General features: G+C 35.7%; 21 protein-coding genes. 10 read left to right on the top strand and 11 right to left on the bottom strand.

Annotation, left to right across the window (positions count from 1 at the left end):
* Nucleotides 1–40 precede the first annotated feature (40 nt).
* A complete protein-coding gene (locus ACFCT9_RS09795) occupies nucleotides 41–1,477 on the top strand; it encodes a PLP-dependent aminotransferase family protein (protein WP_412521657.1) in 1,437 nt (478 codons plus the stop codon).
* Nucleotides 1,478–1,550: 73 nt separating this feature from the next.
* Here the strand turns inward: ACFCT9_RS09795 and ACFCT9_RS09790 are convergent, their stop codons facing one another.
* Both ACFCT9_RS09790 and ACFCT9_RS09785 read right to left on the bottom strand, forming a co-directional pair.
* A complete protein-coding gene (locus ACFCT9_RS09790; protein ID WP_412518964.1) occupies nucleotides 1,551–2,105 on the bottom strand; it encodes a hypothetical protein in 555 nt (184 codons plus the stop codon).
* 29 nt (nucleotides 2,106–2,134) lie between these two features.
* Nucleotides 2,135–2,650: a hypothetical protein gene (locus ACFCT9_RS09785; protein WP_412518962.1), complete on the bottom strand. Its 516-nt coding sequence runs from the start codon at nucleotides 2,648–2,650 to the stop codon at nucleotides 2,135–2,137.
* A 379-nt stretch (nucleotides 2,651–3,029) separates the two neighbouring features.
* Here ACFCT9_RS09785 and ACFCT9_RS09780 point away from each other — a divergent pair, with 379 nt between their 5' ends.
* Both ACFCT9_RS09780 and ACFCT9_RS09775 read left to right on the top strand, forming a co-directional pair.
* A complete protein-coding gene (locus ACFCT9_RS09780; RefSeq protein ID WP_412518960.1) occupies nucleotides 3,030–3,452 on the top strand; it encodes a PD-(D/E)XK nuclease family protein in 423 nt (140 codons plus the stop codon).
* Between the two features lie 201 nt (nucleotides 3,453–3,653).
* Nucleotides 3,654–4,244 carry a hypothetical protein gene (locus ACFCT9_RS09775; protein ID WP_412518959.1) on the top strand — a complete coding sequence of 197 codons (591 nt, stop codon included), beginning with the start codon at nucleotides 3,654–3,656 and terminating at the stop codon, nucleotides 4,242–4,244.
* Between the two features lie 96 nt (nucleotides 4,245–4,340).
* On the opposite strand, the gene ACFCT9_RS09770 is transcribed toward ACFCT9_RS09775, so the two are convergent.
* On the bottom strand, nucleotides 4,341–5,273 hold the full coding sequence (locus tag ACFCT9_RS09770; RefSeq protein WP_412518957.1) for a ketopantoate reductase family protein: 933 nt from the start codon (nucleotides 5,271–5,273) through the stop codon (nucleotides 4,341–4,343).
* A 393-nt stretch (nucleotides 5,274–5,666) separates the two neighbouring features.
* Here ACFCT9_RS09770 and ACFCT9_RS09765 point away from each other — a divergent pair, with 393 nt between their 5' ends.
* The 4 genes from ACFCT9_RS09765 (at nucleotide 5,667) to ACFCT9_RS09750 (ending at nucleotide 8,938) form a co-directional block, all read left to right on the top strand.
* Nucleotides 5,667–6,335, top strand: coding sequence for a response regulator transcription factor (locus tag ACFCT9_RS09765; protein WP_412518955.1), 669 nt, complete (start codon nucleotides 5,667–5,669; stop codon nucleotides 6,333–6,335).
* On the top strand, nucleotides 6,332–7,480 hold the full coding sequence (locus ACFCT9_RS09760) for a sensor histidine kinase (protein ID WP_412518953.1): 1,149 nt from the start codon (nucleotides 6,332–6,334) through the stop codon (nucleotides 7,478–7,480). The genes ACFCT9_RS09765 and ACFCT9_RS09760 overlap by 4 nt, the downstream gene beginning before the upstream one ends.
* Before the next feature lie 80 nt (nucleotides 7,481–7,560).
* A complete protein-coding gene (locus ACFCT9_RS09755; RefSeq protein ID WP_412518951.1) occupies nucleotides 7,561–7,977 on the top strand; it encodes a DUF2231 domain-containing protein in 417 nt (138 codons plus the stop codon).
* A gap of 13 nt (nucleotides 7,978–7,990) precedes the next feature.
* Complete coding sequence (locus ACFCT9_RS09750; protein WP_412518950.1) at nucleotides 7,991–8,938, top strand: cation diffusion facilitator family transporter; 948 nt, start codon at nucleotides 7,991–7,993, stop codon at nucleotides 8,936–8,938.
* A 62-nt stretch (nucleotides 8,939–9,000) separates the two neighbouring features.
* Here the strand turns inward: ACFCT9_RS09750 and ACFCT9_RS09745 are convergent, their stop codons facing one another.
* The 4 genes from ACFCT9_RS09745 to ACFCT9_RS09730 form a co-directional block, all read right to left on the bottom strand.
* A complete protein-coding gene (locus ACFCT9_RS09745; protein WP_412518949.1) occupies nucleotides 9,001–9,525 on the bottom strand; it encodes a VOC family protein in 525 nt (174 codons plus the stop codon).
* 179 nt (nucleotides 9,526–9,704) lie between these two features.
* Nucleotides 9,705–10,328, bottom strand: coding sequence for a LysE family translocator (locus ACFCT9_RS09740; RefSeq protein WP_412518947.1), 624 nt, complete (start codon nucleotides 10,326–10,328; stop codon nucleotides 9,705–9,707).
* 158 nt (nucleotides 10,329–10,486) lie between these two features.
* A complete protein-coding gene (locus tag ACFCT9_RS09735) occupies nucleotides 10,487–10,846 on the bottom strand; it encodes a cupin domain-containing protein (protein WP_412518945.1) in 360 nt (119 codons plus the stop codon).
* An 11-nt stretch (nucleotides 10,847–10,857) separates the two neighbouring features.
* Nucleotides 10,858–11,814 carry an NAD(P)-dependent oxidoreductase gene (locus ACFCT9_RS09730; RefSeq protein ID WP_412518943.1) on the bottom strand — a complete coding sequence of 319 codons (957 nt, stop codon included), beginning with the start codon at nucleotides 11,812–11,814 and terminating at the stop codon, nucleotides 10,858–10,860.
* A 263-nt stretch (nucleotides 11,815–12,077) separates the two neighbouring features.
* Between ACFCT9_RS09730 and ACFCT9_RS09725 the strand changes: the two genes are divergently transcribed.
* Nucleotides 12,078–12,659 (top strand): histidine phosphatase family protein, encoded by a 582-nt coding sequence (locus ACFCT9_RS09725; RefSeq protein ID WP_412518942.1) that lies wholly within the window; start codon nucleotides 12,078–12,080, stop codon nucleotides 12,657–12,659.
* Nucleotides 12,660–12,754: 95 nt separating this feature from the next.
* Here ACFCT9_RS09725 and ACFCT9_RS09720 read toward each other — a convergent pair whose 3' ends face one another.
* On the bottom strand, nucleotides 12,755–12,994 hold the full coding sequence (locus ACFCT9_RS09720; RefSeq protein ID WP_412518940.1) for a DUF896 domain-containing protein: 240 nt from the start codon (nucleotides 12,992–12,994) through the stop codon (nucleotides 12,755–12,757).
* A gap of 4 nt (nucleotides 12,995–12,998) precedes the next feature.
* A complete protein-coding gene (locus tag ACFCT9_RS09715; RefSeq protein WP_412518938.1) occupies nucleotides 12,999–13,952 on the bottom strand; it encodes an LLM class oxidoreductase in 954 nt (317 codons plus the stop codon).
* Nucleotides 13,953–14,295: 343 nt separating this feature from the next.
* Between ACFCT9_RS09715 and ACFCT9_RS09710 the strand changes: the two genes are divergently transcribed.
* Complete coding sequence (locus tag ACFCT9_RS09710; protein ID WP_412518936.1) at nucleotides 14,296–14,976, top strand: type 1 glutamine amidotransferase domain-containing protein; 681 nt, start codon at nucleotides 14,296–14,298, stop codon at nucleotides 14,974–14,976.
* Between the two features lie 120 nt (nucleotides 14,977–15,096).
* Here ACFCT9_RS09710 and ACFCT9_RS09705 read toward each other — a convergent pair whose 3' ends face one another.
* Nucleotides 15,097–15,834 (bottom strand): NAD-dependent protein deacylase, encoded by a 738-nt coding sequence (locus tag ACFCT9_RS09705; protein WP_412518934.1) that lies wholly within the window; start codon nucleotides 15,832–15,834, stop codon nucleotides 15,097–15,099.
* A 225-nt stretch (nucleotides 15,835–16,059) separates the two neighbouring features.
* On the opposite strand from ACFCT9_RS09705, the gene ACFCT9_RS09700 reads away from it, so the two are divergent.
* A complete protein-coding gene (locus ACFCT9_RS09700) occupies nucleotides 16,060–18,015 on the top strand; it encodes a hypothetical protein (protein ID WP_412518932.1) in 1,956 nt (651 codons plus the stop codon).
* A 69-nt stretch (nucleotides 18,016–18,084) separates the two neighbouring features.
* Here ACFCT9_RS09700 and ACFCT9_RS09695 read toward each other — a convergent pair whose 3' ends face one another.
* Nucleotides 18,085–20,232, bottom strand: coding sequence for an amidase domain-containing protein (locus ACFCT9_RS09695; protein WP_412518930.1), 2,148 nt, complete (start codon nucleotides 20,230–20,232; stop codon nucleotides 18,085–18,087).
* Between the last annotated feature and the right edge of the window lie 201 nt (nucleotides 20,233–20,433).

Genomic DNA, 20,433 nt, shown 5'->3' with positions numbered 1-20,433 from the left:
CAATTAATAAAGAAAATACACAACCAATTTATAGAATGAGCTGATTACTATTAAGTATAAAAAAATTGCATCTTATATTAGGGACAAAATTATAGCTGGAGATTGGTATTTCGGTATGAGACTTCCATCACATAGGAACTTAGCCACTCAATTTAATGTGAATAGAGTGACAATAATTAAGTGTATAGAGGTCTTAGAAGCGGAAGGTTTTGTTTACACAAAGCAAGGCAGCGGTACATATGTTAATAATTATCTGGATGAAGATTATATTAGTAATAAATGGGCAGAGATGATGGATTGGTCGTCTAGAGTTAGAAGTGAATATACTGTTCAACTTATAAATAAGTTAGAAACAGATTCTACTTATATTCATATTAGTAAAGGAGAACTGGGCGAAGACTTAATTCCTCATCTGGAGTTAAAAAATGCGATGTCTCGAGTTGCACATTATATAGGCGAACTGGCATTTGGATATAACAACGGCTATGGTTACCTCAAATTGAGAGAACTGATTGCGGAGAGGTTAAATGCAGAGGGTATGAATATAACCAAAAATAATGTTTTAATCACTTCTGGTGCGTTACATGCAATCCAACTTGTTACGACTGGCTTTCTGAGTAGAAATACTACGGTTTTCTCTAACACCCCATCTTATATTAACTCTACTCATGCCTTTGAATATGCCCATATGAAACAAATTAAGATTGATTATAAAGATTTTGGCCATTTTAGCAATATTGTTAATAAGTATCCTAGCTATAAAGATAAGGCTTTATATATAGAGCCGATGTTTAATAACCCAACAGGACAATCATTATCTATGAAAGTTAAAGAAGATGTCATGCACTATTGTAAATTACATAATATACCTATTTTAGAAGATGACATATATAAAGATATTTGGTTTGAAAAACCTACCCCTGCTTTAAAAACAATAGATACAACAGGAAATGTAATTCATATCAGTAGTTATTCAAAGTCGATTGCGCCAGCTATTCGTATCGGTTGGGTAATTGCTTCTGAAAAGGTCATTGAGCAATTAGCAGATATTAGAATGCAAATTGATTATGGATCTAGCATCTTATCGCAAATGGTAGTATATGAAATGTTGAAGAGTGAGGCGTATGATTATCATATCGTTAGGTTAAGAAAAATATTGAAAGAAAAGCGAGACTATATGTTATCGCTCTTAACAAAGAATTTTACAGATATAGCGAAATGGGAGATACCTGAAGGCGGTTTCTTTATTTGGATCACATTTGAAAAAGATATTAATATTAAATGGCTATTTTCAGAACTGGTTAAGAAAGAAAAAATATTAATAAATCCAGGATTTATCTACGGTAGCCAAAAAAATACGATACGTTTATCTTATGCATTTGAAAACAGAGAAAACATGAAAGTGGCAATCAGAAAAATTCGTGAGTATGTAGATATATTTATAAACAAAACCAACGATATTAATAGTGAATCATAAATACTAAATGAAACACGGAAGTATATATTTGAACTGAAAAAAGGATTGAGCAATCACACTCAATCCTTTTTTATTAAGGTAAAGTCACATGTTCTTCATGAAACTTATCGTTCATCATACCATACCAAAAAGAAACAGTTCCATCTTGTTCAACTAAGAAAGTATATGAACCATGTCCAGATTTATTGTTCGCAGGGATTTTCCATACACCTTCTCCTTGGGCAGAGAATTCTGGTTGTTGAAATTTAATTTTTGAAGCGTCGCCGTCTTCACTTTGATTAATGGCAGCGATTAGATAATCGAAGACATTGTCTCTGTTGACTCTTAAATGTGCAAACTCATCTTTACTAGTCATTCGTTGTGAAGAACCTTCATGCACTTTAACAGTTTCACTTCCATCAGTAGCTTGTGCCTCTTGTTCATTATTTGTTGTGTTTTCAGTGTCATTAGACTCGGTTTCTGACTCATTATGTGTGCTATCATCATTTTCTTTATTGTCTTTTAATTGTGCTTCTAGTTTCTTTTTCTCTAGTTCAACTTCTTGATATTTGTTGTATCCAAAGAAACCCACAGCACCTATGATTCCGAGTACTAATACTACGGATAAAGTTATTAAAAGTTTGTTCATATCTTAGTTCCCCTTGTAACGCGGTTAAATTATTGTCCATCAGCTTCCATAGCGTCTAATCTTCTTTGGCGTTGGTTAAGTTCATCATTCGTAAGTGTACTTGGATCACGTTCCATTAATTTTGAATTGTCACCAGAAAGTTGTGCACCTGGCTCAGGGATTTCTCCTCTGGCAGCTTTTTCATACATTTCTTTTTGTTTAGCATAAGCCTCATCTGGATCATAAGATCTGTCTGGTGATTCTGATGTATTTTTAGAAGATGCTTGGTTATCATTATTTTGATCTTGTGCTGGTTGTGTTTCTTTTACAGGTGCTTGAGGTGCTTGTGAAGAAGCAGTTTCAGTTTGTGTTTGGTCATACGCTTCTTGAGTATTGCTTTGTTCATTATTAACGGATTCTGTATTACTTTCTTTTTCTGCTTGTTCTTTTTTCTTTTGTTTCTCTTTTGCTTTTTTCTCTTTTTCTTCAGCTACTTTAGTTTCTTCTTTTTTCAGTTCTAAATCTTTATAGCTGCCATATGCGAAGAAAATCGCAATACCTAACACAGCTACAAGTGCTACAAGTCCTAAACTAATAAAAATCTATTTCAATACACTATCTCCTATCTTTAACGGTGTTATTAATAGAGTAATCTATTTACTAAACATTTCATAGAACTATTTTAATAAATTGAGAACATTTTAGTTTTTGGTAATAAAATTGGGTTAGTTAAATTGATTTAACAAACAAAGTAGGTGTTTTTCTTTATTAGGATGTGTGGGAATAAGTGGGAAAATCAGGTTAAATAACTTGGGAAATGTGATGCTTAAGTTGATAAATTTAATGATATAATAAATGAATAAATTAGAACTTATGTCTATAGTTGGCATTGTTGACTAAGTGAAGTTTTAAACTTAGATATAGAAATCATCAAGGAGTAGTTGAATGAATAATGATGAACAAGCATTAATGGAGTTTTTGAAAGACATTGACTCTTTGAAGGAAATTGAAAAGTATTCCAACCAGTTTAATTTATTTGAGATACTCGGTGTTGTGAATACGGAAATACGCCACAGTAATATGTTGGCTTGGTTACTGAATCCAAACGAGATTCATGGACTGGGTGATGCTTTTATTAAAAGTCTGGTTCGAGCGTATATTGAATTTTCGGAGTCAAAAAAAGATCAACAAACAATGTTTAAGTTATTATTAAATGACTTTGACGATGCGAAAGTATTAAGAGAGTGGAATCATATTGATTTATTAGTCGTATCAGAACAAAATCAAACGTTGATTGTGATTGAAAACAAGATATGGAGCAAAGAATCTAAACATCAATTAAAGACGTATCAAGATAAGGTAGAATAATTCTATAGCGACTACGAGAAACTGTTCATATTCTTAACACCGCATGGTGAGGAAGCAAGTAATGTGGAGGTATGGTCCACTATATCGTATAGTCAAATCATTGAATGTATTGATGAAACTATAGTGAATAAAAAACCAATGATGCATCCACAAGCAACAGATTTTATTGAGCAGTATATTGATATTTTAAGGAGGCACATCGTGGGAGACGAAGCATTAGAAAAAATTTGCGGTGAGATTTATGCAAAACATAAGAGAGCATTGGATTTAATCTATGAATATAAACCAGATACGTTAAGTGAAATTTCTAAAATGCTGCAAGCGTATATACTTGAAAATGATGACTTGATTTTAGATCAAAGCAGCAAAGGATATATCAGATTTACGACTAAAAAGTTAGACCGTATCATGCCTCAAAATAACACTGAAATTCCATGGACCGATAGTGGTAGAATACTTTTGTTTGAGATAAAAAATAATAATTATTTAACAGGAATTACTTTATTGATTGGGCCAGGAGAAACTGAAGTAAGAGCTGATATGCTTAATATTGCATTTCAACATAGCAAGGTATTTAAAGTTTCTAGAAAAAAATTAACACGTAAACATCATACGATTTACTCTAAGAAATTTTTTACACATTCTAATGAAGAAGTAATGAGCCATGAAGAAGTGCTAGAAAAAGTTAAACAAGCGTTTGATAAATTTATTAAGAACGACTTAAATAAATTAGAAGAGAAGTTAATAGAAGGATATATGAATGATAATGAAGAATCCGACAATAATGTCTAAAAATCATCATACTATTGTTGTATCCTCCTTAAATAAAAAAGCAGAGATGCATTTCAAAAATTGAAAGTCATCTCTGCTTTAAGTTTATTGTTATGCTTATTGGATTTTCATTTCTAATTCATGAATAAGGTGTGTGATCAAAGTGTTCAGTGGTGTAGGAATATTAAGTTCTTTACCATACGCTGCGATTTGACCATTAAGGTAGTCGATTTCTGTAAGTCGACCGTTTGTATAGTCTTGATGCATAGAAGGGTAATGTAAGCCTTGTGCTTCTTTAGGATAAGTTGATTCCACTTTATCCATTAATGCTTGCGCATCAAGGTCGATTCCTTTCGCTATGCCTACTGCGACAATCTCTTCAACGAGAGGACGAATCATTTGGTTAGATGCTTCGTACGAACCGACTTCATAAATAGTTTTATCTAAGATTGTGCAAAGTGGGTTTAATACACTATTCACAGTGGCTTTAGCCCAAATAGATTTGAAGACATCTTGACTGATTTGTGCATTAAGTTTTGCCTCGTTGAATACGTTTAAAATGAAGTCTGTTCGTTCATCATTTTGACCATCTGCACGTTGTAAGTCGATAGACCCTTCACCTTCTAGCAGTAATTGGCCTGGACCACGTAATCCTGCAGTCCACATTGTTACTGCAAGGTAGATTTGTGATAGTGGTACGTATTTAGATAAGCGTTCCTCATGACCTAACCCATTCATCATACTTAAGATTGCGGTATCTTCATGAATACAGCCAATCTCTTGTAAGTGTTGCAGCATGTCTTCTGACTGCATTGATTTTGTAAGGATAACAATAAGATCAAATTTTTCTGAAACGTCTTTTGTTAATACGGCTGGAATTTCAACTGTATATGTGTCCGTTTCTGTTTGGATTTCCATGCCATGTTCATTGATACGATTGACATGTTCTTCCCAGTTATCGATTAATGTTACATCATAACCTGCTTGTTTAATGGCAGTTCCAATTCGACCGCCCATAGCACCTGCGCCTGCTATTCCAACTTTGTACATAAATATACACTCCTTAGTTATTTCTCATCTCTTTTTTTACGCTATTGTAAGAAGATATATCTTTGAATCAGAATAAAGACTTAAGATATTAAGAATAGATGGCTCTCATGTTGCCGTATTCTGTTTAAATTATTAAAAATTACTTGAGCAACTATTGCTAATAAAATAAAGTATCTTAACAACTATCTTTCATTACTATTTAATTGTATTATCTTCAAAAGATTAAAACAAGAAATACCCAGATTTTTAAAAATATTGTGACTTTAAAGTGGATAAAGCTTATAGATTACTTACAACATCTATACATACTGTTAAGTTGCGTTTTCTAACATTTGATAATTTTGGTATTTAAGCATAAAATTTAACTAAATTAATGAATAAAGGTTGGATAATATGAAAGTCTTGCTGATAGAAGATAATCAAATGATGGGTGAACTGACACAGAAAATGTTGAAACTAAAACACTACCAAGTAGATTGGTTAAAGACAGGGGATGAAGTCTTAGAGTATTTAGCACAAACGACTTATGACATCTTACTGGTCGATTGGATGTTGCCGAATCAAAGCGGTATTGAAATTATAGAATCCATTCGTAATCAACAAATTACTGTACCCATTATTATGTTGACCGCAAAGTCACAAACTGCTGATAAAGTGACAGGGCTAACAGTAGGTGCAGATGACTATGTGACGAAGCCGTATGAGTTTGAAGAATTAGAAGCACGAATGTTGGCAGTGATGAAACGTTCCGCAGCAATTCCTTCTAACACGAAACAACTTGGCAATGTGGTATATGATTATCAAAAGCGCCAGTTTACTGTAGAAGGACAGCTCATTGATTTCTCGCAGAAAGAATATCAATTATTGGAGTTGTTATTTTTAAACCCAGTAGTAAGTAAAGAATTAATTATTGAGAAAGTATGGAGTATTGATCAAGTGGTCACAAATAATAATGTCGATGCCTTAATGCGTTTGCTGCGCAAGAAACTAAAGAAGATTCATGCGACGTTAGAAGTTAAAAGCATGCGTGGCGTCGGCTATAAATTGGAAGTGAAAGCATGAAGGAATATCATTTTTGGAAAGCATTTATACAATATGCCAGTTACTTATTGGCATTGTTAATTGTGTTATTTGTCTCAATTATTTTAGTATTCAGCTTCAATGTAAATCGAGAAATCGATGAGACGGCACAAGCACAAACAGATAGTGTGAAACATGCGTTAACGCATCAAGACACAGTGAACCAAGGTCACGACTACTTTATTGTGAAGGACCAAAAGGTTACAGAAAATCATACGCCTTTTAAAACAGAGACATTAAAATCACGTTTTGTTGGACAAGTGAAACAACCGCATGTGGATGAAAGTAAAACAGGCATCTTTGATGTGAGAACGGTGAAGTTGTCTAATCACAAAACATTATATAGTTTAACGAATGTGAAAGACTTTCATGAAACGAAACAGTTCTTAATGCGAGAACTCTCTTTTGGTTTTATCTTTGCGTTTATTTTAATGATGGTGATGGCGTATTACTTAGCACGTCGACCAGTCAAAGTCTATGAACAACTTATGCAAGAACAACAGACCTTTATTCAAAATGCCTCACATGAAATGAAAACACCTGTCGGTTCTCTCTTATTAGGAACGCAGTATCTCGATATGTTGGAACAAGATCAGTTATCTAAAGAAGGGAAAGAGACGTTAGCACAAATGAAGTCTGAGACTAAATACCTTCAACAACTAGTTAACACCATGATGCAGGACAAGCTTCAAACTGAAAATTTAAAACCGATTAATCTTTCTCAAAGTTTTGATGAAACGATTATGAGTGTTGAAAGGGTTCACCAAACGACCATACATAAACTCTATAAACCCGACTTAATGTTTGCGATACATCCCATGCATGCAAGACAGCTGTTAAATATATTGTTAGAGAATGCATATCATCATAATGATGAAAGTGTACAAGTGCGTGTGAGTGCGTTTAAAACGGTGAATGGAGTTCAAATTGAAGTGTCAGATGATGGTAAGGGGATTGAAGAAGCGGAACAAGATAAAATCTTCCAGCGCTTTTACCGCATCAATCAAGACACAAGAGGTTCTGGTATCGGCCTTTCATTATTACGTCATATTGTCTATCAATATGGCGGCACGATTGAAGTGAAATCAAAATTAGGTAAAGGGACAAACTTTATTATAAAACTTTAAAAATTTCAGTTTCATTTCAGTTTCCTCCTCTATATTTAAGACATCAAGAAAAACAAAGTATTCAGAGGAGTTGAAAAGAGATGCCATTACATCCATTATTCGTCCATTTTCCAATCGCATTATTATCATTAGCAACTATTATCGCCATTATTCATGTCTTTATTAAGAAATTTGATTTATCCATTACCCTTGCAGTGTTGTTAGGTTCAGGTATTATCTTCGGCGCAATCAGTTATCTCTTAGGAGATAGCGGAGAGGCCTATGCGGTGCAGCACTATGGTGCGAGTCACGTAGAAAGTTTAGTTCACTTACATGAGAATTTCGCAATGTCTGCCCTTATTACTTATGGTTTAGCGACAGTTACACATCTCGCTGGTATGTGGTTTACAAAATATAGAAAATTAAGCGTTATTTTTACAGTAGTGTTGACAGTGATTGGTTTTGTTTTACTCATTGTCGCAGGTCACTTAGGCGCAAGTATCACATACGGTAAATAAGGGAGGATAAATCATGAGACAAACATATTTCCACCATGTCGAACACAGTAAAATTCAATCACAATCTAAAGCCACTTTATGGGCAACGTTAATTATCACTTTATTCTTCACAATCGTAGAGTTTGTTGGTGGGATTATGTCTAACTCACTCGCATTACTCTCTGACTCATTTCATATGTTAAGTGATGTCTTAGCCTTAGGTTTATCAATGCTTGCGATTTATTTCGCAAGCCGTAAACCAACGGCACGCTTCACATATGGTTACTTACGTTTTGAAATCTTAGCCGCATTTTTAAATGGTTTAGCACTTGCGGTGATTTCTATCGGTATCTTCTACGAAGCGATTATGCGTATCGTCTATCCGCAACAAGTTGAAAGCGGTTTGATGTTGGTCATTGCGAGTATCGGTTTAATCGTCAATATTGTCTTAACTATCATTTTGATGCGTTCATTAAAAAATGAACAAAACATTAATGTACAAAGTGCACTATGGCACTTCATCGGCGACTTATTAAATTCAGTCGGTGTTATCTTAGCTGTATTATTAATTCACTTCACAGGCATTCAATTATTCGACCCGATTTTAAGTATGATTATCTCTATCGTTATCTTTAGAGGCGGCTATAAAATCATGAAAAACGCTTGGATGGTATTGATGGAAGCTGTACCTGATGAGTTAGATACAGATAAAATTATCGATTCAATTAAAGCTGTTCCGGGTGTGTTAGATGTACACGAATTCCACTTATGGGCCATCACAACAGACCAATATTCATTAAGTGCGCACATTGTCTTAGACAGCCAAAGCAGTACAGATGCATATCAAAGTATTAATGAGATCGAAACATTACTCAAAGAACGTTATGGTTTATCTCATACAACACTTCAAATTGAACATTTAGCAATCAACCACTTAGATGAACCGTATTTCAATCAAGTGAAAACAGAAGCACATCATTAAAATAAAGCCTATTCCGAACAGACAGGAATAGGCTTTGTTTATGCGATATAAAGCATTGCTGATTAATGCGGTTTAGGAATAAAGACATCAGCTTCACTATTTTCTGGGTAATAATAACCGTTTGGGATGGTTTGAAGCTCTATCAAGCTGCCCCAAGGTGCTTTGAAATAGATAGTTTGGCTTCCGACGGAATCTTCATAGCGTGTATTTTCATGAGGTTCAGAAACCGGTTTGCCTCCAGCTTCCACCATGCGTTCAAGCGCTGTATCGAAGTCGTCAATGTAAAAAGAAAGGTGCGTAAGACCAATATCTTGGAGTGCAGCAGGTGCTTGTTGATGTGCATTGACAAACTCGAACAATTCAATATTCGGACCATTACCGAAAACCATCATACGCTTTTTAATAATTTTCGCCCCTGATTCAAGACCTAAGAAATGTTCAACCTTATTACCGCCACGTGGTTGATCCAATTCTGTCTGGCTATCGTAAGCCACCTTACCGTCTAAAGCGTTTTTGAAAAACTGTGTTGCTGCGTCAATGTCTGGTACAGTTAACCCAATATGATTGATGCCCCTTGTGATTGTCATAATCCTCACTTCTTTCTTTTCTCTTTTTATCATCTTACCTGTAATTTCTAGTTTGTATTCATCATTTTTATGAGATAAGAGTCACTCACGAAAGATGAGTTTGCTTTATGGTTGATAGATATCATCTATGTTAACACAATCACATAAAATTCCTAGTCATGTACAGTGATAGAAGTTTCTTATCGCTCGAATTTCAAAATACTAATAGCTAGTCCGATTAATACTAATCCTACGACATAGTCAAAGACCATTTTGAAAGTCGGTTGATTAAAGAGCTTCTTGATATGTGTAAATAAGAAACTGCATAAGAAAAACCAAATAAATACGAGTGCGATAAAGAGTGTAGATAAGGCAATAATTTTGAGTGACCCTTCACTTTTTGAAACGAATTGAGGCAAGATTGAAATATAAAAGAGAATGGCCTTTGGATTCAAAATTGTACTCATAAAGCCTTGTCTGAATGATTTAAACAAGTTGATGTGTCTGATAGGATAGTCTGATGATGTGGCAATATGATGAGACTTACGTGCGTTTAAAATGGTTTTCACACCTAAATAGGCAATATAAACAGCCCCAAGAAGTTTAATCGTGATAAAAGCATAGTATGAGCTGGTAAGTATAAAGATTAAGCCTAATGCGGCAATCGCAGAGTAAAGCACATGGCCGCTACAGATGCCCAGTGCGGTCATGACGCCATTTTTAACACTGCCTTTCATGGTGTTTGAGGCGACAATGAAGAAATCTGGGCCGGGTATGACAATAATTAATAGTGAAATAAGTATGTAACTGATGATTTGATCCATAATTTAACCTCCTTAAAAATATACTGTCTTTATCTTATCATGTTTGTTTCATTTATTGCTTTTATCAACTAATCAATGAAGAAATCTATTTTATTATGGAACATAAAAAGAATGCTGTGATGTGACGCAACAGCATTCTTTGAATAAGTTTATTGAATTTAATAGTCATAAGGGATAAAGTCTAGTGGCATTGGTGTTGCGAAGCCAAGCATGATAAAGTCTTCGTCTCCTGTATTCATCATGCCGTGTGCATCACCTGGGAATGAAACAATGACATCGCCTGCTTTAATGATGCGTTCTTCGCCGTAATTTGTATAGAATGTACCTTCACCTTGTGTCACAATCCATACATCATCTGCTTGTGCATGTGTGTGACAAGCTAAATATTGACCTGGTTTCATGCACCAAACAGCACCTGCAGAATGTTCAGTTTGATAGAATACTGTTTTTTGTGCAGCTTCATCAGAGAAGCGTGGCAAATCTTTCATATTAAAAAAGCGTTGTTTTGTATCAACCATGACGATCACTCCTATTTATTCACTATATAATCTGGTGTTTCACCTGTGAGCGCTTTGACAACGTTACCTGCCGCAATTTCAGCCATCATATCACGTGCTTCAAATGTCGCATTTCCGATATGCGGTGTAATCACGACATTATCCATAGATTTTAGTGCTTCAGTGATTTCTGGTTCGAATTCGAAGACGTCTAACGCAGCACCTTCGATTAAACCGTCTTGTAGAGCTTTAACCAACTCTGCTTCATAAACAATTGGACCTCTTGATGCGTTCACTAAGTACGCTGTCGGCTTCATTTTCTTAATTTCGTTATAATCAATCATATGGCGCATGTTTTCGTTATAAGAACAGTTGATTGTGACGAAATCAGCTTCTTTCAACAGTTCATCTTGTGAGACATAACGTGCACCAAGTTCTTGTTCGCGTTCTTCATGTCTCGATGGACCAGAATAAATAATGTCCATATCGAAACCTTTAGCGCGACGCGCGACTGCTGAACCAATTTCACCAAGACCGATAATACCAATCGTTTTGCCTGATACTTCGCGCCCGCGGAAGAAGAGTGGAGACCAGCCGTTGAAGCCTTTTGTGCGGCATAATTGATCACCTTCTGGAATACGTCTTGCGACTGCGAGTAAGATTCCCATCGTCAAATCAGCTGTCGCATTCGTTGAAGCTATGGGTGTGTTAGTAACATCGATATCATGTTCGCGTGCTGCTTTGATATCAATGTTGTTGAAGCCTGCACCATAGTTTGCGATGATTTTTAAGTTTGGCGCAGATTCAATTGCTTGCTTACTCACATTAGTAGATAATAAACTGATTAAACCATCCGCATCTTTGATGCGTTCTATTAATTCATCTTCTGTGATTAATTGATCTCCTGTATACATATCCACTTCAAAATGCGCTTTTAGTTGATTGAGTCCTGCCTCTGGAATGGCACCTGCTACAAATACTTTTGTCATAATCAATCGCTCCTTCTAGTTAATTCGTGAAATCTTTCACAATCTTTATATATAGCTTATCATGGAACCTAGATAATAGAAGTGCATAAAGTGATGAAAACAGAACTTGAATTTGTGCGAAATGCACAAAATGTTTTAAAACCGTAATAAAGTACATGACTATGTATCGTATGTATTCGTTATGATGAAAGGGAAGGCCATCATTTTCTAACACAGAAATAGATATACAGATAATGAAATGACTACAATGAGGAGTAAGCAACATGAAAAAGACATTATATCTAATTAGACACGGACAAACTTTGTTTAACCAGAAACATCAAATACAAGGTGCTTCAGATTCCCCTTTAACAGAACTCGGAAAAGAACAAGCCATACAGGCGAAAGCTTATTTAGACAGCTTAAATATTACGGATTATGAATTATTTTGTTCTACACAAGAACGTGCTTCTGATACGCTAGAAATCTTATTTCCAAATGAGCCGTATACGAGATTAAAAGGAATTAAAGAGTGGAATTTCGGTTTGTTTGAAGGTGAGTCAGAGCTATTAACGCCGCCACATCATTATGGCGTGGCTTCCTATGAACGTTTCTTTGAAGATTATGGTGGTGAAACGAGAGAACAAGTGTATCAACGTACCGTTCAAACTTTAACTGAAATCATGCATCAAACACATCATGCCAATGTTATTACGGTCAGTCATGGCGGAATACTCTTCTTATTCATGATGCATGTCTTACCATTAGAAGAGGTTATTAAAATCAAATATACCAATTGTTGTGTATTAAAGTTTGAGTATGAGCATGAAACATTTAAGTTCATAGGTGTTTCACATCCTGCATAATCAAAAGAAAAAGGGTTGGACGCTTTCATTAAGAAGCATCCAACCCTTACACTTTTCTAGGAGTGCTATTCATCTGTCATTTATTTTAAAATGGATTATTCAGATTTTAAATCTAATGTACCCATTTCTTCGCGTAATTCATAAATTTTATCTGGTGTTACGTCTTCACCAAGTGGATCTACAACTTTCAATGTTGAGAATGTACTTACAACTTGCCCACGAATCATTTTAAGATATTCTTGTCTTAGGTCGTGTTGTTCTTGTTTTTCTGCTGTGCTCAACACCATTTCTTTTTCTTTATTTGCGAGTTCATTAATTCTATCTAAAATTTTCATATTATTAGAGTTCCTCCTTGATTTCGTTTGGTGGGAAATGTGGAATCACATAATCGCCCAATTCTTTCATCATATCTTGGTACGTTCTATCACTTGAGACTAAGCCCAAGATAATATGGTTTGTACCGATACGTTCATATGCTTTCAATACATTAATTAAAGTGTTTCTGCCTAATCTATAGCCACCCTTTATGGGTTTGATTTTTTCATTTGGATCTTTAGATAAATCTAATGCTAATGGATGCAAGAATGGTTTAAAGACATCATTATCATGCCACGCTTGCAGTAATGCTTTCTGCATTTGAAACTCTTGTGCATAAAATAACCAACCATCCATATGCTGTTTAATCCAGTCTAAATCTTGTTTGGCATTTCCCGTCGCAAAGATCGGGATATGGTGATGTTTGGGTAAAACTTGCAGACCAGAATCCTCGTATAGTTCAAAGATTGAATTTGAAATGTTTGGAGAATGGTCTTGCCACAGTGCATTTAACGATGAAACGGCATCTCTAAAATGATGATGTAACGTTTTCTCTTCGACTTTGAAAGCTGGAAACTCGAATGAACGATCTCCAGTCGCAAGTCCCATTAAAAATCGCTCATTTGATACCAAGTCAAGAGTCGCAGCTGCTTTCGCAACGTGAATGGGATGACGTAATGTCGCAACAATACTGGCTGTTCCGAGCGCAATTTTATTCGTTTTAGCACTGAGATAAGTTAAAAATACAAACGGATCATAGTTTGTCGTTACTGGACCTAGATGTGGACTATATAATGGGTTATCTCGCACAAATAGGCTGGTAAATCCAAGTTCTTCAGCATACTGCGCTAATTCTGCTTGTTGATCAAAGGACAATGCGATCTTTTCAGAAGTATCAAAAGGTACGCTTAAACCTAAGGTTAAATGACCCTCTTGAAACGTCCGCTTGAAACCATTGTGTTGTTCGATTGTTGTCACGTCTATCCCTCCTAACTTGATTAATCTGACAACATTTTGGCGCTTAACCAAGTTGTCTACAATTATTCTACAACGTAAACGTAACTAACACAAACCTTATGCTCACGCGGTTTATCGATTTAGTCAAAAATGGTCAAGAACGTTGATTTGACGCGGTTTTAAAATAAAAACCAAAAATAAAGTGTACAACTTTTAAGAGGGTTTTAAAGAAAAATGAGAAGGGGATTTAACATTCAAGTACAACTCCTATTCAAAGATAAACATCGAAATTTTAATATTGCTAGTCATGCGCTATGATTAATTTTTTCAAAATCAGTGAATACAAAGAGTGAGGTGAAGCGTAATGAAAAAAATTCTAATAGCAGTCACAAACACATCAAAATATCCAGATTTACCACGTCCAACAGGTGCTTGGCTTGGAGAAGTCGTACACTTTGCGGACGAATTCTATAAAGCAGGTTACGACATTGATTATGTGAGTCCTAAAGGCGGCTTTGTGCCCATTGACCCAGCAAGTCTTCAAGAAGACTTCATGTCTGATGTAGATTGGAAGTATTATACAGATCATCAATTCATGACACAGCTCAATCATTCATTGAAACCTGAAGAAGTTAATCCAGATGACTATGAAGTGATTTATTACGCAGGTGGTCATGGCGTTGTATGGGACTTTGAAAAAGATAAAGGTCTCATCGATTTAGCAGAGAAGATTTATTCAAATAGCGGTTATGTCACAGCTGTATGTCATGGACCAGCTGGTTTATTAAACATTAAAGACAATGGCCAAAACCTAGTTAAAGGTAAGAAGGTCGCAGGTTTCTCTAACAGTGAAGAATCACAAATGGGTGTTGGAGACAACTTGCCATATCTATTAGAAGATGCCTTAATTGAAAAAGGTGCTAGTTATGAAAAAGGTGATGACTGGTCAAACTTTGTCGTTTCAGATGGCAGATTAATCACAGGTCAAAACCCGCAATCAGCACAACAAGTGGCGTTAGATACGCTAAAAGCCTTAGGCAAGTGATGATAAATTAAGAAGAACAAAAACAAAAGCGAATATAGAAAGCTAATACAAAACCCTCTGAGCATGAATTTTATGCCCAGAGGGTTACTTATTGCTTTATATGAGATTCAACTTTATAAGTTAATCTATTTTGTTTAGCTCGTTAATCACATGTTTCATATCATCGTGAATCACTAAATCAGCATCACTGTCATAAGGTGTGACATCTTTATTGATAATCACAAGATTTTCACCTTCAAAATTTGAAATCAATCCAGAAGCAGGTTGTACTACGAGTGATGACCCTAACACAACGAGGGTGTCCGCTTGTTGGATTTTACTGATTGCACTCAAAATCGTTATTTGGTTTAACATTTCACCATACAAGACAATATCTGGTCTGATAGGACTGCCATCTTTCTCACTATGTCTTAAATGATGGTCAATCACATAAGGTTTACTATATTCATCTTTACGGTCATTGATACTATAGAATGTATTTAACGTACCATGTAACTCATCTACATTGTGACTGCCCGCATCTGAATGTAAGCCGTCAATATTTTGTGTGATGACACCTAGTGAACGGTTGTCAGCTTCTAACTGCGCAATCCATTCATGCACATTATTTGGCTTTTTATCCGCAAACAATAAATAATCATGACAAAAGTCCATAAAGCCAACAGGATTATCTTGTAAATAATCATGACTTAATAAATATTCTGGAGACAAGCCTTTTTCCTCTACAGCTTCATACAATCCACCAGCTGAACGGAAATCAGGAATACCACTCGCAACTGAAATCCCTGCACCTGTGAAAAAGACAATTTTGTTCGAATGATCAATAATTTCTTTAAGTTGTTCAATTTTAGCGTTCACTTTGCTCACTCCATTAATTATTCAATACATCACATGTATCTTTTTACTTACATTAATTTTAAGATTACGGGAATATTTAAGCAAGTTTCCTTAGTTTGTAGGCATTCGCAAATATTAATGCAGGTATATATTAAAAATTAGTGTAAAAAAATGAGTTTCCACTTTGAATGATAGGTGTAAACTAATATAATGTAACTTGTATAGTGATGAGGAAAGGTGAAGTGAATGAAAAAAGAAAGATACCCCGATTTAAACCATAAAGATAAATTTAGCCATTCATTAAAGTTTTCAAGCGCGGTTGTACTATTAAGTACGACTTTATTGAGTTATAACTTAACATCTACACCTACGGTTATTGCGGAAGATCAAACAGATGTCAAAGCAACACAAGATACGAAAGCTTCAACAACACTTAAGTCGCGTATGGAAGAAGCGAAAAAAGAAATTGATCGAATTAAGGCAATGAAGGAAAGTGACAAAGCGCAATTTAAAACAGATGTGAATAAGGCTGAGCGTGTCTCAGACATAGATGCTATTTTGAAAGACGTCAAAGAGAAAGAGGCACAGCTCAAAGAAGAAAAAGCAACTTCTGAATTAGCGAAAGACAAGGAAGCACAATCAAGTACGACGACACAAAGCGAAGATAAAGCAACTTCACTCTCAAAAGATGAATCAAACCGTCCAAAAGCGCAACCTGAATTAACAACAACACCAAGTGCTGAAAATTCTGCTGTGACAGATAGATTAGAAAAAGCACATAATGATTTGAACCAAGCTTCACAACGCGCACAAATGCATGATTCAGATTCTTCATCACAAGTGGCAAATGCACAATTAAATCAAGAGAAAGCAAATCAAAATATAGATGCCTTCATCTCAGATTTAGAAGCAATCTCGAATAAAGTTGATAACGGGAAACTAAATGATGGAGAAACGAATACTTCCGGAAGTGGAGATTCAAATGCGAAACAAGAAACACACGCATCAGAAGCTTTGAGTACATTAAGAAATGATATTGATCGTGTGACAGCTGCACGAGATACAACGCAACAAGATTTAGACCAATACGTTCAAAATAAAGAAGCTAATTTACAAACTTTAGAAAACAGATTAAATGAACGTAATCAAATCTCACAAGACAAAGCACAACAATTACAAGATGAAATTGAGAAAACGAAAAGTAGTCTCAACCAACAAGACGCGATCATTACAGAACATCTACAATCAGCAGCAGATAAGCGACAAGCAGTGAAAGAAATCATCGGCAGCACTGTGGATGAACAACGTGCGCAAGAATTGATTGACCGTATTGATACAAAAGGTAAAACAGATAAACAAATTGCGAGCCAAGTATTGAGTCAATTAGATGGTATCAGTTCATTTACAAGTGACAGCTTGCTTGAATCGATGTTTGATAAAGCGAATGATAAAGAAGCTTTAATTCAAACTTTATTGTCTACGAAGTTTGAGAAAAATGAAGCGGCGGATATAGCACGTCAAATTATGGCGAAACGTCCAAATAGTGCTGAAATCGTTCAATTGTTGAAACAACATTATGGTTCAGATGTTTCAGCAGATGAAATCATTGGAAACGTCATTGATCAAGCACACAATAAACGCCAAGCGATTGAAACAATGCTCGCTACAAAATTCAATGACGAGAAAGCACATGCACTTGCGAATGTAATAGCGAAGAAAGAAGATGTGAAAGGTGAATTGTTAGATGCGCTTAAAACAGGACTTGATAAGCCATTAAATGATTTACTTCAAGCGGACCAAGATATCAGTCGTGTCAAATCAGATCTCAATCATATCTTTGATCCATTGAAAGATACGCCAAGTTTATTAGGTAAGTCTCACGGCAGTCTATTAAATAAAGACTTGTTGGGTCATAAACCAAGCTTACTTGGTGGGCCAAGTCTACTTGATAAGCTAGCTAACAAAGGCAGTCTGTTAGATGGTATTCCGGATATCCCAAATCCATCAGAAGGACATGCGTTATCATTAGGTAATCCACATGATGATTTCTTAAGCGGACTCTTTGATGACAATGGCAACTTTGATTTACCAGCAACTGGTGAAGTTGTGAAGAAAACAGCGTTGCCTATAGGTATTGCGCTTATTGTTATTGGTGGCGGCATCACATGGTTTGTGAAACGTCGTAAATCTAAACAATCTTAAAATAAGTGATAAATAAAACGCGCCATTCAAAACCAGTTACATGGTTCTTTGAATGGCGCGTTATTTTTATTATTTATCTTGTCCCTCAATATAACTTAATTCTTGCGCATCATCTGCATCAATCGTTCTATATGAAATGACACCTAAACCTTGCATGTTAGATTCAGAAATCACAATAGAACCATCTTTGTTTACTTTCTCTACGAAAGCAACATGGCCATACATGTCATCGGCACCTTGTTGTCCTGCTTCAAAGACAACTGCAGTATGTGCTTTAGGTGTAGAAGAGACATGGTAACCTTTACCATCTGCACGGTTATTCCAATTACGTGCGTCGCCTAAATCACCGCTGATTGTTTTACCAAATTGCGGCATACGGTTATAGACATACCATGTACATTGGCCATGCGGATAAGGCATATTGCCAGTCGTTTCTGCGAATGGTTTGAAATCACCTTCGTGATCTTCATTGCTTGGTTGATAGTTTTTCATATCTGGCATTTTCTTTTTATCAAAGCGTGTTAAGTCATAATGTTTAATTAAACTGTTCAATTTATCTGCGTAGCGTGAATCTGTCGCATAAGTATGTGCAAGATGTCTTGTCGCATCGCGATACGTTGCAGCTTCACTTTTCCAAGTCGGCTGATAGATTGTCGGATTGCCGTCGATGCCGTTTTTAATTAAATCTGCGTAGTCTTCCAATGATTCTTTTTCACTAGGATAACTGCGGAATCCAGCTGAAATCTGATACATACTGCCGCCATTGTCTTCAAGTGTATTGAAGTTTGCGGAATGTCCTTTATAGGCACCTTTAATCCCAAAGAGATTGTAGTGTGGTGCACGTGCTAAGGAACTATTGCCAGAATCAGATTCTAAAATCGCTTGTGCAATCATGACAGAGGCATAGATATCTTTATCTTGGCCGACATCGTGCGCATCTTTGGCAATACTTTTAATAAAGTCACGTGTGGCTTTATTTTCAGAGACTGCGATATCACTTGATTGACCATTATCTCCTGAGAGATTTGGGAGTAACTCAAAAGTCGCAGTAGATCTGATGTCTGAACGTTTTAAACCATCTTCAAAAGATTGTGCCGGTTTTTGTTTCTTATCTAATTGTGCTTTTGAAGGTAACTGCGGATTAGAAGGATCACCGGCTGTTTCATCTTTAGGTGCTTGTTTGTTGGATGTACCTAAAGATGCTTTGTCTGATTGTGCTTTATTTTGTTTCTTTGTATCGTAGTCTGATTTACTTTGTTTTGCGTCTTCGCTGTATCGATCCAAAATAGACTCTATGACACGGTCATCTGCGTTAGAAGTGTTGTCGCTTGACGATTGGGTTGCATCTGTTTGTGTTGAGTCAGAAGTGGATTGATTATCAGTTGTTGTGTCGTTAGTAGAATCTGCTTCTGCAGATTCACTTTGTGATGTTTGGTTCGTATCGTCAGATTGTGCAGTGTCATTTGAATTTGCTTGTTCACTCTCTTGTTGAACTTTGTTTGTGACCTTATTGCTGGCTTCATCAAGTTGGTTAATAATATCTTGGTTATCCTTTGAAGCTTCAGGTTCTGACGATGGTTGGTTAGAAGATGTATCTTCTGATGATGTTGTTTCATCTGAGCTATCTATATTTGGATTAGTTTGATCATCAGTAGTTGTGTCGTTTGTTTGATGTTGATCAGCTGTTTCTGCTTGATTATTTGATGCTTGTTCATTGTCAGTGTTAGAATCATTTTCATCTTGCGTAGTATCCGCTGTTGGTGTTTCGCTTTGATAACGAGGGAAGAGACGGCTGAAAAAGCTGTCGAAGCGGTTAGATGATTCATACTTCGGTGTAGACTTAAAGAAGTCTAGGGTATGTGCATCATAATCTGACTCTGTATCATTTGATGTTGTTTGATCTGAGGATGATGCAGATGAATCTTTTGATGGTGTACGTGTGTTGGATTCTGAATCAGCATGATCTTTATTATCTGATTTTAGAGATGTATCTGAATCAGATGTTTTTTCTTTTTGCGTTTTATTTTGTTTTGTTGCTTGTTTTTGATTATCTTCTGTATCTTGTTTCGTTTCTGAGGCACTATCTGAAGATGCTGAATCAGATTGTGAAGGTGCTGTCACTTTATCTGTCGTTTCTGCTTGTGCAGGACTTAAAGGGAAAGATGGCACCAACAAGGAAGTTGAAAGCATACAGACTAATAATTTTTGTTTCTTCATGAAAAGACCTCACTTAAAATATATTAGTTTTACAGTGTACAAATAGACGTTTGACTTGGTACACTAATAGCAGTATTATGACTTGTTGTTGATAGTTGTTAACTTTTGGATGGTTACCTAACTAATGAAGCCATTATATCAATTTATTTAAGATAAACAAACAGTAATTTGAAATTAATGCGAAACCAAAATAGATAGAAT

The organism is Staphylococcus simulans, assembly GCF_047037175.1.
GTDB classification, from domain to species: Bacteria; Bacillota; Bacilli; order Staphylococcales; family Staphylococcaceae; genus Staphylococcus; species Staphylococcus simulans_C.
This window is presented reverse-complemented; position numbering and strand designations above follow the sequence as displayed.